Origin of the sequence: Polymorphum gilvum SL003B-26A1, assembly GCF_000192745.1 — a bacterium.
GTDB classification, from domain to species: Bacteria; Pseudomonadota; Alphaproteobacteria; order Rhizobiales; family Stappiaceae; genus Polymorphum; species Polymorphum gilvum.
In genome coordinates this window covers 2869748-2884765 of the sequence record NC_015259.1, presented here as the reverse complement: position 1 = coordinate 2884765, position 15018 = coordinate 2869748, and the positions used below count along the sequence as shown (strand labels likewise).

Here is a 15018-nt window from a genome sequence, read left to right as displayed (position 1 = left end):
GATTGATCATCTGCATGTCTCGTCTCGCGTCTGCCGGCGGCCTCAGCCGATGACCCTGACCGAGGTGTTCTCGGTCAGCTCGACGACAGGATTGCTCTTCAGGTGGTTCTCAACGACGTCCCAGATCGCGGGACCCTCGGTGCCCTCGTTGACCGAGGCCCAGCCCGCGACCGTGTAGTCCTTGGCCGGATCGATCGCCTCGCCGGTGGCCAGCAGCGTCATCCCGGAGATGCGCTCGCCGATGGCCTTGGAGGGATCGATCGTGTAGCCCATGCCGCCGACGCGGACCATGTCGCCGCCCTGCTGGTAATAGGGATCGGGGTTGAACAGGTTGTCGGCGACGTCCTCCAGGATGTCCTTCAGCATCTGACCCGACATCGCGTTGCGATAGGCTGCCGGATAGGTCATGGCGCAGGCGTTGTGCAGATCCTCGACCGTGATCGCCTGGCCCGGCAGCAGCGACGTGCCCCAGCGGAAGCCGGGCGACAGCGCGATCTGGGCGTCGCGCTCGGACAGCAGCGCCTGGCAGATCAGGTCGTCGAACGTGCCGTTGAAGTTGCCGCGCCGGTAGAGCAATGACTGCGTAGTGCCGATCTCGCGGGCAAGCTCGGCCGCGTAGGGCGCCCGCACCTGGTCGATCAGCGCCGCCATTTCGGCGTCCGGCGTGATCACGTCGGAGAACACCGGGATCAGCCGGTAGCCGTAGCCCTGCACCTTGCCTTCGCGCACGTCTAGATCGATGCGCGACACGAACTTGCCGTTCGAGCCCGAGGCGATCACCAGCGTGCTGCCGACGATCACCGGTTCGGGCAGGGCGTCGTGGGTGTGGCCGGTCAGGATCACGTCGATGCCCGGCACGCGCGAGGCGAGCTTGCGGTCGACATCGAAACCGTTGTGCGACAGCAGAACGACCACCTCGGCACCCTCGTCGCGGGCTTCGGTGACGTGCTTGGCGATGTCCTCCTCGCGGATGCCGAACGACCAGCCGGGCATCATCCAGCGCGGGTTGGCGATCGGCGTGTAGGGGAACGCCTGGCCGATGACGGCGATCTTGACGCCGCCGCGCTCGAACATCTTCCAGGCCTCGAAGGCCGGTTCGTCCCATTCCGCGTCGTAGATGTTGGAGCCGAGGAAGGCGAAGGGCAGGGACTCGATGGCTTCCTTGACCCGCTCCTCGCCGTAGGTGAACTCCCAGTGGCCGGTCATGGCGTCCGGCTGGAGCAGGTTCATGACCGTGATCATGTCCTCGCCGAGGGTCTGCTGCGCCGTGTAGCTGCCCTGCCAGGTGTCGCCGCCGTCCAGCAGCAGCACGCCGTCGCCGCGTTCGGCGCGGATGCGCTTGACGATCGTCGCCACCCGGTCGAGGCCGCCCATCTTGCCGTAGGTCCCGGCCAGCGCGACGAAGTCCTCGCTGGTCAGCGCATAGGCCTCGGGCGTTCCCGGCTGGATGTTGTAGAGCTTGAGGAAGTCGGCGCCGGTCACGTGCGGCGGCAGCCCGGCGACCTCGCCGACGCCCAGGTTGATCGACGGCTCGCGGAAATACAGCGGCTTGAGCTGCGCGTGAATGTCCGTGATGTGCACCAGCGTGACGGTGCCGACCGGATCCATCCCCAGCAGTCCGTCTTCGGTCAGGCTCTGCTGCGCGGCCGCCCGCGACCAGCGGCCGGCGAAAGACGGACCGGCGATCGCGGAGGCGGCCACAGCGGCCATCAGGAATTCGCGGCGTGAGAACATCGGTGCCTCTCCGGACAAAATGAGACCATGCGGTCCGAAACGGACCGTCGTATTCCGTTGGATTGTCTTGTGTTTGCCGCGGCCGGCGACGGTAGGTCCGTCGTCCGGACGCGGGGTCCGTCCGGGTCCGCGCTGGCGAACCCGGACGTTTCTACTTGTTCACCGGGCTGTCCGGATGGAGCAGCATGGCGACATAGTCGCGGATCTGTTCCGGCGTCAGGAAGCCGGTCGCGCCGAACCGGGGCATCTGCGAGCAGGGCAGCACCGACTGGGAACTGTAGATCTTGTCGTAGGTCGCCTTGATCAGCGCGTCGTCGACCTCGACGCCCTTGCCATAGCCGGTCAGGCTCGGCCCGAGGTTGCCGTAGGCGACTTCGGACGGGGCCAACTGGTGACAGGCGTAGCAGTTGCCGCCGATGACCCTGTTCGGATCGTCACGCATGCGCCAGCCGTAGCCATTGTTGGCCTCCTTCATGGCGACCTGCCAGTCGCCCATCAGGACGCCGTCGGCAGGATAGACGATGTTCGCCTGCTCGCGCGCCAGGATCGCATCCGCGACGTCGCTCGGCGGATTGTCCCGGTGGATGGAACAGGCCGCCTGCGTCTCGTCCATGTCGACCCGCTTCTGCAGGTCCGGCGGCAGGTCCTTGAATGCGGCTGCGACCGCCTCCTCGACCTTGGCCGGATCCATGTCCTGCGCCTGCGCCGGCACGGCGACGACCGCCAGAAGCACCGGCAGCGCGAGTTTCCACATGCTTTTCATCGCTCTGCTCCCCCTCAGCGCTTCAGGCCCGGCGAGGCCATTTCGGCCCCTTCGGCGACCTTGGTCATGTACGCGATCAGCGCGACCGTGACGTCGGACCCGTAGGCGACGTCCGGCATGCGCATCTGCCAGTAGCAGTCCCACATGCGATGCTGCATGGTGCGCACGCTCTCGTGGCTGACCCGGTAGGTCGGCCAGGAGGTCATGGCGCTTGCCGCGCCCTCGTGATCGGTCAGGTTCGGCAGGTCCTGCAGGCGGATGCGCGCGCCGTCGATGCTGTGACAGGTCGAGCAGGAATAGTCGAGGACCGACGAGCGGCGGTAGAACAGCGCCTCGCCGAGGGCCAGCGCCTCCTGCTCCTTCTCGTGGGTCATCGGCACCGTGATCGGCATCCCCTCCGACTTGGAGGCGACATAGACCACGAGCTGCTCCATCTGCGACTTGGCGCCACGCTTGGAAAAGGCCGACTTGGCGGTCTCGGCGAACGGGATGCCCTGCAGTTCCTCGCGGCACCAGGCGATGCGCGTCTCCACGTCCATGACGCGGTCGACGTCCGCGAAATAGCGCGGCAATTGCGCATAGGCTCCCTCCACGACGCCGGCGCCCAGGCCGAGGTCGCACTGCTCCAGCGTGGCGTTCTTCGGCCCCGACGGCGTGTTCCAGAGCGCTTCGCCCTCGTCGGCGTAGAGCCAGCCGGGGTTGGCGAACGGGTCGGCAAGCATCCGCTTGTATTCTTCGAGCTCGTCGGCACCGCTGCCGGTCGTCGCCGCCGCAATCAGGGCGAGCGCACCCGCGACGGCCCCCAGCCGCTTCGGGTGCGATGGTCTGCATTGAGTCATGTAATCCTCCCAGCTTGACCTGCCGCGCCGGGCGAGTGCGTCGCGCCGGGTCGAGGCCAGGCCACTTACATGGTTCCCCCCGCCGTCCACAGGGGCAGACGGGCGGTCTGCGTCAGGACACCTCGATCTTTTCTTCCGTCGTGATGACCTTGCCGAGGTCGTCCGTCCAGCTGAACGTGAACGTGCCGCTTTCCTCCACCTTGGCCGTGAACTCCATGTACGGGTTCGCCGAGATGGCCGGGTCTAGATCGCAGCCGAACACGGGCTGGCCGTTGAACTCGCAGGTGAACTTGTTGATGATCTCGCGCGGGATCACGTTGCCGGCGCTGTCCTTGCGCTGGCCGGATTCCATCGGGTGGCTGATCAGCGTCTTGATCGTGACGACTTCGCCCTTGCTGGCGGTTTTCGGCACCTTGATGCGCGGTTTCGGGTCTGCCATGGGTATCTCCTTGCCTGCCTCAGCCGCCGCAGCCGCCGATGGTGACCTTGACTTCTTTCCGGTCGATGTAGGTGCTTCCGTCGCTCATCTTGGCAACGGCGATGACGTTCTGCGTCCGGGCGAGACGGATGCGGGTGGTTGCGGTCGCCATGCCGCTCAGGGCGGTGAAGTGGAAGGTGGCGACATCCGGGTTCGGGTTGCCCTCGGCCAGCACCAGAACCGATGCGACATGATCGTCGGCGGTCATCGGGCTGTCGACGGACACCGAGATCGGAACCGAGTTGCCGTTTTCGGCGATTTCCGGTGCGGTGAGGGTGATCTTTCCGCTTTGCGGCGCAGCGCCGCCGGTGAATTCCGAAATGGCCTTTTCGGCGTCCTCGGCACTCGCGAAAGCCATTCGGCTCGCGGTGGCCAGGAACGCCGCCGCCCCTGCGGTGAGGGCGAGCGCTTCACGTCTGGTCAGGGTCATTCCCTTCCTCCTGGTTTGAGAGCGGCGCTTGAGTGAAGAGCCTGCCGCACCGTCGCCGCAGTGGCGGCGCCGGCCGTCGCGGTCATGAGCGCCATGCGGCTGTTCGCAGGCTCCGGGTCATCTGCTGGTCTTCCTCCTCCCTCTGGGGCTGGTCCTGCGGGCCTTCGGCCGCATGGTCTCCTCCTCGGACCTAGTCACGTATGCACAAATATAATTTTTTGAATGTTTTGCCAATACGTCTTTTCGGTGATGGCATAAGTTATTGATTATGTTATCATTCTCCGCTCAGGCGGCCGGCTGCGCGCAGTTCCTCGATGATTCGGGCGTGATATTTCTGGAAGTGTTCCTCGCCCGCGTAGCCCTCCTCGTGCACCCAGCGGAACATGTTCAGGAACGTCCACTTGCCGAACGCACCCGGCATCACGGCAACCGCCGCCTGGGCCGCGCTGACGCCGTCGGGCGCCTCTTCCGGCAGGAACAGGATCGTCGGTGTGAAGACGAAGCCCCACTTGCGTGCCGCGGTCTTCTCCGTGAGCTGCTCGCCGTCCAGGTCAACGACCTCCTCGTCGCCGAACATGTTGTACTGGACCACCATGAAATGCGCCTTGATGAAGTCGGCCACTTCCGGATCCGACAGCAACTCCTCGTGCATCTTGCGGCAGTAGATGCAGCCGCGCTGTTCGAACACGATGGCCAGCCGCTTGCCGGCTGCCCTGGCCGCGGCGATGTCCTCATGCAGGTCGCGGAAGGTGATGGCGAACCAGTCCTGCTTGTGCAGTCCGTCCTCGCCGACGGTCGCCGCTCCGGCCGGCGCGGCGATGAGGGCCGGTACGGCGATGAGAAGGGCCAGCAGGACCGTGCAGAGCGTCTTGAACATGCAATCCTCCCTCAGATGGTGTGTCGTGCTCATCCGATCTGCGAAAAGATCGGAAAGGTTTCCAGCAGCCAGTAGGCGATCGCCGACATCTGGCCGGTGACGAACAGGACGCCGGTCAGCACCAGCAGCGCGCCCATCGCCTTCTCCACCGTACCCATGTGGCGGCGGAAGCGCGCCGCCCAACTCAGGAACCGGCTGGCGAAGGCGGCTGCCAGGATGAACGGCAGGCCGATGCCGAGCGAATAGGTCGCCAGCAGCAGGCTGCCGCGCAGGACCGTATCGGTCGAGCCGGCGACGAACAGGATCGCCGCCAGCACGGGCCCGACGCAAGGGGTCCAGCCGAAAGCGAAGGCGAGTCCCATGACGAAGGCGCCTGCAAGGCCCGCCGGCTGCCGGTCGACATGCACGCGCGCCTCGCGGAACAGCAGCGCGATGCGGAAAACGCCGAGGAAATGCAGGCCCATGACGATGATGATGATCCCGGCGACGATCGCCAGCGTATCGAAGTAGCGCGCGATCGACTGGCCGATCACGCTCGCGGTCGCGCCGAGACCGACGAATACGGCCGAGAAGCCGAGCACGAAGGCGATTGCCGACAGGAGCACGCGCCGTCCGGTGCCCGGCTCGACCGTGTCGCCCTTGAACTGGTCGACGCTCACTCCCGCCAGGTAGCACAGGTAGGGCGGCACGATCGGCAGCACGCAGGGGGAAATGAAGGACAGCAGACCGGCCAGAAAGGCGGCGCCGAAAGAGACGTCGAGCATGGATCCTCCCGCGGCGGACGCAGCCCTCCTGCGGCATCCGTTCCGATTGTCAAAATATGCGAAATTTGCTATGTGTGGCAACAGCAGACTTCGGACCGACGGCCGGATGCGGGTTCGAAGCAGGCGGTCGCGAGCAAAACGCGAGGAAAGAACGTGCGAATCCTGGTCTCCCTGTTGGCCTTGGCGCTGATGGCCGGCCCGCTCCAGGCGGCCGAACTGGTCATGCTCGAGCAGCCCGGCTGCGTCTGGTGCGCGCGCTGGCACGAGGAGGTCGGCGCCGCCTATCCGAACACGCCGGAGGGGCAGGTTGCCCCCCTGCGGGCGGTCGACATCACCGGGCCCTGGCCTGAGGATCTCGACGACATCGCCCGCGAGCGCTTGACCCCGACCTTCGTCCTGGTGGAGAACGGCGTCGAACTGGCTAGGCTGCGCGGCTATCCGGGGGCTCATTTCTTCTGGCCTTTGCTGGCGGAAATGCTCGGCAAGCTGGAAAAGGCGACGAACTGACGCGGCTCATTGCTGAACCTCAAGGTCAGGAAAGCTTGAGGCCTGCGAGTTCCAGTGCGAGATTTGAAATAGCGCAACATTCGAACACGAGACGACGAAGAGTCCCTTGACCATGATCCTGCCAGTCCTCAAGCCCACGACCGATCCGAGCGAGTTCGAAGCGCTCGTCGAACAGGCGCGCAAGGCCAGCGATCTCCTCAAGGCGCTGTCCCACGAGGTGCGGTTGCTGATGCTGTGCCTGCTGTCTGAAGGCGAGAAGTCGGTGTCCGAACTGGAGGAGATCCTGACCATGCCGCAGGCGGCTGTGTCCCAGCAGCTTGCCCGTCTGCGCATGGAAGGCCTCGTCACCTCGCGCCGCGACGGCCGCATGATCTACTACAGCCTGGTCGACGACGAGGTTCGCTCGATCATCGGCGCCCTCTACAACCTGTTCTGCAGGGAAGTTCGCGAGCCGCAGGATTGACGCCGGCGATCGCCGGACGGGGCGCAGGGTGCGCCGCGGCATGGCCTCGCGTTGCCGGCCGCGGCTCTGATTGATAAGCTTCCCTCCAAACCGCCGCAGCGCGGTGAGAAGGGAGAGCCCATGGAGACTGCGGACCTGACCGGCCTCGTGCCCGTTCTCGGCATTTGCGCCGGGGTGGTGCTTGGCTTCGCCGCCCGCACCGGACATTTCTGCACGCTCTCCGCGCTCGAGCGGTTCTGGTACGCTGGCGATTCCACCGGCCTGCGCACCTGGGGTCTGGCCGCCGCTTCGGCGCTCGTCGCCGTGCAGCTTATGGCCATGTTCGGTCTCGTCGACCTGTCGGAATCGTTCTATCTCTCCGAGCGGTTCAGTCCGTCCGGGGCAATTCTCGGCGGCATCCTGTTCGGCATCGGCATGGCCTTCGTCGGCACCTGCGGCTTCGGCGCCCTGGTGCGGCTCGGCGGCGGCAGCCTGCGCGCGCTGGTCGTGCTGGTCGTGCTCGGCCTGTCGGCGCTCGCCGCCCAGCGCGGCCTCGTCGCCCAACTGCGTATCCATATTGTCGACAACCTGGCGCTCGACCTGTCCTTTGCCGGCGACCAGTCGATCGGCAGCCTCGTCTCCGCACTGGCCGGCATGGACCTGCGCATGGCCGTTGCCGGCGCCATGGCGCTCGCCCTGCTGGCCTGGATCTTCTCCAGCCGCACCTATCGTCGCAACAGCGGCGCCATCGTCACCGGCGTGGTCATCGGCCTTGTCATCGCCTTCGGGTTCTTCGCCACCAGTTTCCTCGCCGAGCGCTCGTTCGATCCGGTCCAGATCGAGGCCGGGTCCTTCGTGGTGCCGGTCGGCGACACCCTTCTGCAGATCGTCACCTTCACCGGCACCATCCCCGACTATGGCGTCGGGCTGGTGCTCGGCACGTTCCTGGGCGCCGTCCTCGGCGCCTGGCGCCGGCGCGATATGCGCTGGGAGGCCTGCGACGACGCCCGCGAACTCGGCCGCCACTTGTTCGGCGCCACGCTGATGGGCGTGGGCGGCGTGTTCGCCATGGGCTGCACCATCGGGCAGGGCGTGTCGGCCTTCTCGACCATGGCCGTGTCCGCGCCGATCGTGCTCGTCTCGATCGCCTTCGGCGCCCGCCTCGGTCTCGCCTGGCTGTTCGAGGGCTCGCTGCGCGCCGCCTTCCAGCGCAACCAGGGCTCTGCGCCGACGGCCGCGGAGTAGGCGTCCCTCGGCGAAGCCGCCGTCAACCCATCGCGACGAAGCGGTAGCCGGCGCCCGCCGCCTCTACCGCACCGAGGCCCGGGTAGGGCAGGTGGAAGCCGATCATGCGCGCCTTGTCGGCAACCAACCGATCGAGCAGCGCCCGCCGCGTTGCCGCGCCCGCCACTCGGTCGTGATCGGTGCCCGAATGCCAGTCCGGCCGCTCGAACGAGATCACCAGGTTGGAGATGGCGTCGCCCACCACCAGCACGCTCTCGCCGCCGCCGTGCAGCATGTAGGACATGTGCCCGGGCGTGTGGCCGTTGGTGGCGACCGCCTCCACGCCCGGCAGCACCTCCGCCCCCGGCCTGACCGCGGTCACCCGCTCCTCGATGGCCGCAAGGCGGGCCTGCGCCCCGACGACGAAGCTCTTGCGCTCCTCCGGTGTGCTGTCGAGCGTGCCCTCGGCGCGCCAGTAGTTCCATTCGGCCTCCGGCACCCAGTAGCGCGCCTCGCCGAACACCGGCTCGTCGAAGTCGTCGAGCACGCCCCACAGGTGGTCCGGATGGCCGTGGGTGAACACCACGTCGGTGATTTCGGCCGGATCGATGCCCGCCGCCTCCAGGTTGGCCGTCAGCTTGCCTGCCGTCGGCTGGAAGTTCGCGCCCGCGCCGGCGTCGAACAGAACCACTCGGTCGCCCGTACGCAGCAGCGTGATGTTGCAGTCGGGCCTCAGCGCATCGGTCGCCATCCCGTGCGGGGCGAACAGCGCCGCGATCTCTTCGGCGCTCTGCTCGGGCAGGACGAAGGCGAGCGGCAGCACGAGGCCGCCGTCGGACAGCACGTCGAGGCGCGCCTCGCCGAGCGTCAGCGTCGGCATCGCCAGCGCGATGCGCGGTGCCAGGCCCGCCAGCGCGCCGGCGCCGAGGGCGCTGGCGGCGAGCATGAACCGGCGTCTGGTCAGCGGGAGCAGGTCTTCTGGGCGCATGGCATCCACCACATATGCGTTTTTTTGAATTTATGGCGTCGCTTTTGACCGACGTCAATGCGTCGCCGGGGGCTCGGGCGCCCTGTCAGGACGAGGTGCGTGCGTGCCGTCCGCCCGCGCCGCTTCGGCCGACAGACCCGGACTCCCGGACATGCCCTTGGATTTTCTTCTCGAACGCTTCCCCGAACCCTGGATCCTCGCCGTCGGCGGGCTGCTGGTCGGCATGACCTTCGGCGCCTTCGCCCAGCAGAGCCGCTTCTGCCTGCGCGCTGCCGCGCTCGAGTTCGCCCATCGCAGCTTCGGTGTGCGCCTGTCGGTCTGGCTGCTGGCCTTCTCCGCCGCCGTCATCGGCACCCAGCTGCTGGCCGATGTCGGCGAGGTCGCCGCCGGGGAGGCGCGCCAGCTCGCCTCGCCTCAGAGCGTCAGCGGCGGCGCCCTCGGCGGACTGATGTTCGGCGCCGGCATGGTGCTCGCGCGCGGCTGCGCCAGCCGTCTGCTGGTCCTGTCCGCCACCGGCAACCTGCGCGCCCTTCTGTCCGGCCTCGTCTTCGCCGTCGTCGCCCAGGCCAGCCTGCGCGGCATCCTGCGGCCGCTGCGCGAGGAAATGGCCGGCTGGCTGACCACTGCCGACATCGGCGGCAACGACCTCATGGTGTTCCTGAACACCTCGCCGCTGCAGGCGATTCTGTTCGCCGCCGCCTGGATGGTGGCCGGCATCCTCATCGCCCTGCGCGCGAAAACGCCGCCGTGGCAGGCTTTCGCGGCCGTCGTGACCGGCCTCGCCGTGCCGCTTGCCTGGTGGTTCACCTCCTCCATGTCCCGCCAGGCCTTCGATCCGGTGCTGGTCGAGGGCATCACCTTCACCGGTCCGTCGGCCGACACGCTCATGCTGTTCCTGTCGCCGCCCGGCTCGGCGCTCGATTTCGGCATCGGCCTCGTGCCCGGCGTGTTCCTCGGCTCCTTCCTCGCCGCCCTGGTCACGCGCGAACTGGTGCTGCAGGGTTTCCAGGACGGTCGCTCCATGCGTCGCTACCTGCTCGGCGCTGCCTTGATGGGCTTCGGCGGCATGCTCGCCGGCGGGTGCGCCGTCGGTGCCGGCATCACCGGCGCCTCCGTCTTTGCGCTTACCGCCTGGATCACGCTCGGCGCCATCTGGCTCGCCGCGGCGATCACCGACCGCCTGGTCGACCGACCGGTCCGCGACGCGCCTCGCCTGGCAGCGGGGTCGCCGGCCTGAGCGGAATCCTTGCGCTGGCGTCCCCCACCATGTCCTATGCGAGGCTCCAGACGCGAGATTCGAAAGGCTCGGCAATGGCTGTACGACTGACGTTCTGCGGCGCGGCCCGCATGGTGACCGGTTCCTGCTATCTGCTCGACATAGGCGCCACGCGCCTGCTGGTCGACTGCGGCCTGTTCCAGGGCTCCAAGACGGTCAAGGAACTCAACTACCGGCCGTTTCCCTTCGCCGCCGACAGCATCGACGTCGTGCTGCTGACCCACGCCCACATCGACCACGCCGGCCTTGTCCCCAAGCTCTGGCGCGCCGGCTTCCGCGGCCCCGTCCACATGACCGAGGGCACGCGCGACCTTCTGTCCTTCATGCTGCCCGACAGCGGCCACATCCAGCAGTACGAGGTGGAAAACCTCAACCGCCGCAACCTGCGCCGCGGCAAGCAGACCGTGACGCCGATCTATACCCAGGCCGACGCCTACGCCTGCCAGGAGACGTTCCAGGCTCACGACTACGACGTCTGGGTCGATGTCGCGCCGGGCGTGCGCGCCCGTTTCTGGAACGCCGGCCACATCCTCGGCTCGGCCTCGGTCGAACTGGAGATCGCGCCCAGCCAGGCGGGTGCCGACGAACCGCTGCGGCTGCTGTTTTCTGGCGACATCGGCCCCGAGCACAAGGCGTTCCATCCCGACCCCGAAGCCGCCAGCGGCATCGACCACCTGATCTGCGAATCCACCTACGGCGGACGCGAGCGCGAGCATGTCACGGACGAGCAGCGGCGCCTGGTGCTCGCCCGCGAGGTGCGCAGCGCCCTCGACAGCGGCGGCGTGCTGCTGATCCCGGCCTTCGCCGTCGAGCGCACCCAGGAACTGATCTTCGACCTGATGACGCTGATGGAGAGCGGCGGCCTCAACCGCGTTCCGGTGTTCCTCGACTCGCCCCTGGCGATCAAGGCGACCGAGACCTTCAACGCTCATGCCGACGACCTGGAGCATCTGTCCGACCGGCCGCATCTGCTCGACAACCGCTGGATCAGCTATTCCGAGACGGTCGAGGACAGCAAGGCCCTCAACCGCATCGGCGGCGGTGCCATCATCATCGCCGCCAGCGGCATGTGCGACGCCGGCCGCATCCGCCACCACCTGAAGAACCGGCTGTGGCGGCCGAACACGACCGTCCTGCTGGTCGGCTACCAGGCCCCGGCGACCCTCGGCGCCATCCTCAGGGACGGCGCGCAGTCCGTCCGCATCATGGGCGAGGAGGTCAAGGTGCGCGCCGACATCCGCTCCATCGATGTCTATTCCGGCCATGCCGCGCGCGACGACCTGCTCGACTGGGTCGAGGAGCGCAAGCCGGTGCGCGGCTCCATCTTTCTCACCCATGGCGAGGAGAGCCAGTCGGTCGCCATGCGCGACGCCCTGGTCGGCCACGGCTTTGCCGCCGACAACGTCGTCATCCCGGATCTTGATGCGGTCTACGACCTTCTTCCCGGCCGGGCGATCCAGCGCCGCGACGCCGCCCCGCCGCGCGCCATGCCCGACATCGCCGAGCGGCGCGACTGGCACAACGACTACGCCGAACTCATTCTCGACATCCAGGCCCAGGTCGACGCCGCCGCCGACGAGCGCGCCCGCGCCGTCCTCATCCGCCGCCTCCGCCGCGCCTTGGAGGAGCGGGAGTAGGGGAGGCGGGCTCCCGCTTCACTCGGCGAACAGGTCCTTCACCTTCGGCCAGGTCGCGCCGGGATGACGGGCTGCGACGGCGAGGAAGGCATCGAGGAAGTCGAAGCAGGCCTCGTCGTGGACGAGATGGTGGCTGAGCAGGCCGACCGGCTCGTCCGGGTTGGTGCGCCGCCGGCACAGCTGCAGGTCGAAGCGGTCGCCCGCGCTCTTCCAGCCGATGAAACGCCGCTCGCCCTTCCATTTCAGGATGTCGACATGCGCCTGCACCTGATGCGGGCGCGGCGCCCGATGGAAGGTGAAGGTCGACAGGCCGGCGAGACCGATCTCGGGCAGACGGCGGGCGACCGCCGGATCGATGCGGTTCCACGGCGGTACCAGGGCGGCGACGAAGCGCTCGCCGAACAGTGCTTCGAGCCGGGCACGGCCCTGCGCCAGGTCGCCGAGCACCTCGTCGACGGCGCGCCGGCTGCCCAGTTCCGCTGCCTTCTCGCCGAGATCTTTCCTCTGGAAGTTCCTGTGCTGCCAGCCGTGCTGCAGCACCACCGCATGCGGCTCGCCGGCGAGCCGCGCGGCGAGCGCTTCGGTCGCCTCCTTCGGGATGACGGCGAGCGCCAGGTCGACGCCGTGGCATTCGGCAAGCGCCAGCATCCGGTCGAGGGCCGCACTTGGCGCCACCGCGTCGTCGTCGCGCCACCAGAAGCGGGCCTTGCGCCCACGCACGGCGAACCAGTCGAGATGCTCGGACAGCCGGGCCTGGAAGGTCGCGCGCGTGTCGCTCATGACGGCCGTCCCGGGCTGCGCGCCGCCAGGTCGGCGAGCAGGATCTCCGCGCTCGCCTGCGCCCCGCCGAGCCGAACCTCGGTTGTCGCATGGGGCAGGGCGAGGGCGTCGTCGACGGCCGCCGCCAGCCGCTCCGGCGTCAGGCCCTTCTCGGGCACCACCACGGCGCGGCCGTGGCGGGCCAGCGCCTCGGCGCGCTGGGCCTGCTCGGTCTCGCGCACCTGAGCGAAGGGCACGAATACCGCCGGCACGCCGGCGATCAGGATGTCGAGCACGGTGTTGTAGCCGGCTTGGCTGACCGACAGCCGCGCCCGTTTCAGTAGGCCCGGGAAGTCGCGCCGCGCCCGCTCCACGATCATGCCGCTGGGCGCGCGGCGCCGGTAGGCTTCGAAGGCGGCGTCCGGCACGTCGTGGCCGATCAGCAGCCGCCAGGGCGCGTCGGCGGCCCGGCGGGAGAGGGGGGCGGCGTCGAGCGCGGCCTCGATCAGGGCTTGCGCGACCGCGCCGCCGCCGCAGGAGACGATCACCTCGTCCTCGCCGTCGCCCACCGGCGGCTCGGGCCGCGCGCCGCCGCCGACATAGCCGGTGTAGCGCACCAGATGCGCGACGCGCTCGGCGAAGGGGAAGCTGTCGGCCAGTTCGACGAACTCCGGATCGGCGTGGACCAGGATGCGGTCGTAGTGGGCGAGCGCCTGCCCCGCCATCCATTCCTCCTTCCAAAGCTGCTGCTTGCGCACCAGGATGTCGCGGATCGAGGTGGCGATCAGCGGCCGGCGCGCCGCCGTCTTCGCCGTCTCCACCAGGGGGGCGAGCTCGAACTCGAACTGGCGCCGCCCGAACGGATAGGTCTCGGTCAGCAGCAGGTCGACCGGACAGCGGGTGAAGGCGTCGAGCGTCGCCTTGCGCCGGCGCGCCATCCAGGCGTCGTCGATGGTGCGCCCGTCCGGCGTCACCAGCCGGTCGAACACCGCGTCGGGACTTTTCACCGGCGGCAGCGCGACCACGTCCAGCCCGCTCGTGTCGAGCGTCGGCGGCAGGGTGTTGCCGGTGGCGAGCGTCACCGCCGCGCCGCGCGCGGCCAGCGCCTGGCCGATCGCCGCCGCGCGCACCGCGTGGCCGGTGCCGAGCAGGTGCTGGACGTGGATGAAGGCGTGCATCAGCGCTCTCCCTGTCCCCTGCCGGACTTGAACCGCGCCAGGGCCGTCGTCAGCAGGCACTCGACCCGCCGCGCGCCGGCGTCCAGGTCGTGGGCCTCGGCGATGTGACGCGCCGCCGCGAGCCCCATGGTCCGGCGCAGCGCGCCGTCGGATATCAGTCGTCGCAGGCTCGCCGCGAAAGCGGCGACATCCCCTTCGGGCGACAGCAGCCCGGTGACGCCGTCTCGGACGATGTCGGGCACGCCGAAGGTTGCACCGCCGGCGACCGCCAGTCCGGCCGCCTGCGCTTCCAGGAAGACGAAGCCGAAAGCCTCTCGGATCGCCGGCCAGGCGAGGAGGTCGTGACCGGCATAAACGGCAGGCAGCGCCTCCGGCGCCAGGGCACCGAGCCATCGGACCCTTTCAGGAGGGAAGTGGGACAGGATCGGGTCTCGCGCAGGGCCGTCGCCGACGAGCGTGATTGTCCAGTCCAGATCCATGATTTCCTTCAAGGAATCGGCCAGGACGCGGTACGAGTGCTGCTTGTCGCCGGCGCGCATCATGCCGACCGCCAGAAGCCGCGCCGGTCCGCCCGAAGCCCTGTCGGCGGTCGCCGCCTGCCGGAACGGCGCCGCGTCGAGGAATGGCGGCAGCACCTGCAGCCGGTCCTGCGGCAGCACTTCCGCGAGGCATTCGGCGTCCGCCCGGTGCAGCGCGGCGACCGCATCGGCACGCATCAGCGCCGCGTCGGCCTCGGCGAACCCGAACGCCCACGGGCCGGTTCGACGCTTCGGCGCGCGGCTCGCCTCGATGATCGCGTAGGGAATGTCGAAGTGATCGCAAAGGCTTGGGCCGACCCAGTCGGGTGCCTTGTGGTAGAGATGATAGGTGAGGAACAGGTCCGGCCGGTAGTCCTCCGCCTGCCAGGCCGCGGCAATCCGCTCGGCTTCCGCGCGGGCGACATCCCTGGCTGCCGGCAGCTCGGCGCCGTCCTGCCGCCAGGCGCGGAAGCGCGAGGCGATTCGAACGTCGTGGCCGCGGGCCTCCAGCGCACGCACGATCAGCCGGCCCATCGTGCGGTCGCCGGACGGCACCGGATCGTCGAGCGGCTTCATCGGTGCTGTGAAGGCGATTTTCACGATA

The 15018-nt window shown here is 68.5% G+C and carries 16 protein-coding genes; 5 read left to right on the top strand and 11 right to left on the bottom strand.

Annotation, left to right across the window (positions count from 1 at the left end):
* Positions 1-42: 42 nt before the first annotated feature.
* The 7 genes from soxB to SL003B_RS13575 form a co-directional block, all read right to left on the bottom strand.
* Positions 43-1734: a thiosulfohydrolase SoxB gene (soxB, locus tag SL003B_RS13605; protein ID WP_013653436.1), complete on the bottom strand. Its 1692-nt coding sequence runs from the start codon at positions 1732-1734 to the stop codon at positions 43-45.
* A gap of 151 nt (positions 1735-1885) precedes the next feature.
* Positions 1886-2497, bottom strand: coding sequence for a sulfur oxidation c-type cytochrome SoxX (soxX, locus tag SL003B_RS13600; protein ID WP_013653435.1), 612 nt, complete (start codon positions 2495-2497; stop codon positions 1886-1888).
* Between the two features lie 14 nt (positions 2498-2511).
* Positions 2512-3336, bottom strand: a complete 825-nt coding sequence (gene soxA / locus SL003B_RS13595; RefSeq protein ID WP_013653434.1) for a sulfur oxidation c-type cytochrome SoxA — start codon at positions 3334-3336, stop codon at positions 2512-2514.
* A 112-nt stretch (positions 3337-3448) separates the two neighbouring features.
* Positions 3449-3775: a thiosulfate oxidation carrier complex protein SoxZ gene (soxZ, locus tag SL003B_RS13590; protein WP_013653433.1), complete on the bottom strand. Its 327-nt coding sequence runs from the start codon at positions 3773-3775 to the stop codon at positions 3449-3451.
* A 19-nt stretch (positions 3776-3794) separates the two neighbouring features.
* Entirely contained in the window at positions 3795-4244 is a 450-nt protein-coding gene (gene soxY / locus SL003B_RS13585) for a thiosulfate oxidation carrier protein SoxY (protein ID WP_013653432.1), read from the bottom strand.
* A gap of 274 nt (positions 4245-4518) precedes the next feature.
* On the bottom strand, positions 4519-5121 hold the full coding sequence (locus SL003B_RS13580) for a SoxW family protein (protein WP_013653431.1): 603 nt from the start codon (positions 5119-5121) through the stop codon (positions 4519-4521).
* 29 nt (positions 5122-5150) lie between these two features.
* Positions 5151-5885, bottom strand: coding sequence for a cytochrome c biogenesis CcdA family protein (locus SL003B_RS13575; protein ID WP_013653430.1), 735 nt, complete (start codon positions 5883-5885; stop codon positions 5151-5153).
* Positions 5886-6038: 153 nt separating this feature from the next.
* Here SL003B_RS13575 and SL003B_RS13570 point away from each other — a divergent pair, with 153 nt between their 5' ends.
* The 3 genes from SL003B_RS13570 to SL003B_RS13560 all read left to right on the top strand — a co-directional run bounded on the left by SL003B_RS13570 (position 6039) and on the right by SL003B_RS13560 (position 8079).
* Entirely contained in the window at positions 6039-6392 is a 354-nt protein-coding gene (locus tag SL003B_RS13570) for a thioredoxin domain-containing protein (RefSeq protein WP_041375541.1), read from the top strand.
* 112 nt (positions 6393-6504) lie between these two features.
* On the top strand, positions 6505-6855 hold the full coding sequence (locus SL003B_RS13565) for an ArsR/SmtB family transcription factor (RefSeq protein ID WP_013653428.1): 351 nt from the start codon (positions 6505-6507) through the stop codon (positions 6853-6855).
* A 120-nt stretch (positions 6856-6975) separates the two neighbouring features.
* Positions 6976-8079, top strand: coding sequence for a YeeE/YedE family protein (locus SL003B_RS13560; RefSeq protein WP_013653427.1), 1104 nt, complete (start codon positions 6976-6978; stop codon positions 8077-8079).
* 22 nt (positions 8080-8101) lie between these two features.
* Here SL003B_RS13560 and SL003B_RS13555 read toward each other — a convergent pair whose 3' ends face one another.
* Positions 8102-9046: an MBL fold metallo-hydrolase gene (locus tag SL003B_RS13555; protein WP_013653426.1), complete on the bottom strand. Its 945-nt coding sequence runs from the start codon at positions 9044-9046 to the stop codon at positions 8102-8104.
* Between the two features lie 151 nt (positions 9047-9197).
* Here SL003B_RS13555 and SL003B_RS13550 point away from each other — a divergent pair, with 151 nt between their 5' ends.
* Both SL003B_RS13550 and SL003B_RS13545 read left to right on the top strand, forming a co-directional pair.
* Positions 9198-10283 (top strand): YeeE/YedE family protein, encoded by a 1086-nt coding sequence (locus SL003B_RS13550; protein WP_041375540.1) that lies wholly within the window; start codon positions 9198-9200, stop codon positions 10281-10283.
* Positions 10284-10357: 74 nt separating this feature from the next.
* A complete protein-coding gene (locus SL003B_RS13545) occupies positions 10358-11959 on the top strand; it encodes an MBL fold metallo-hydrolase RNA specificity domain-containing protein (RefSeq protein ID WP_013653424.1) in 1602 nt (533 codons plus the stop codon).
* An 18-nt stretch (positions 11960-11977) separates the two neighbouring features.
* Here the strand turns inward: SL003B_RS13545 and SL003B_RS13540 are convergent, their stop codons facing one another.
* From SL003B_RS13540 to SL003B_RS13530, 3 genes are read right to left on the bottom strand one after another with little or no spacing between them, the layout of a single operon-like run.
* Positions 11978-12739, bottom strand: coding sequence for a polysaccharide deacetylase family protein (locus SL003B_RS13540; RefSeq protein ID WP_013653423.1), 762 nt, complete (start codon positions 12737-12739; stop codon positions 11978-11980).
* Positions 12736-13896: a glycosyltransferase family protein gene (locus tag SL003B_RS13535; RefSeq protein WP_013653422.1), complete on the bottom strand. Its 1161-nt coding sequence runs from the start codon at positions 13894-13896 to the stop codon at positions 12736-12738. The genes SL003B_RS13540 and SL003B_RS13535 overlap by 4 nt, the downstream gene beginning before the upstream one ends.
* Complete coding sequence (locus SL003B_RS13530) at positions 13896-15014, bottom strand: glycosyltransferase family 4 protein (protein ID WP_013653421.1); 1119 nt, start codon at positions 15012-15014, stop codon at positions 13896-13898. Before SL003B_RS13530 ends, SL003B_RS13535 begins: the two co-directional genes overlap by 1 nt.
* Positions 15015-15018 lie beyond the last annotated feature (4 nt).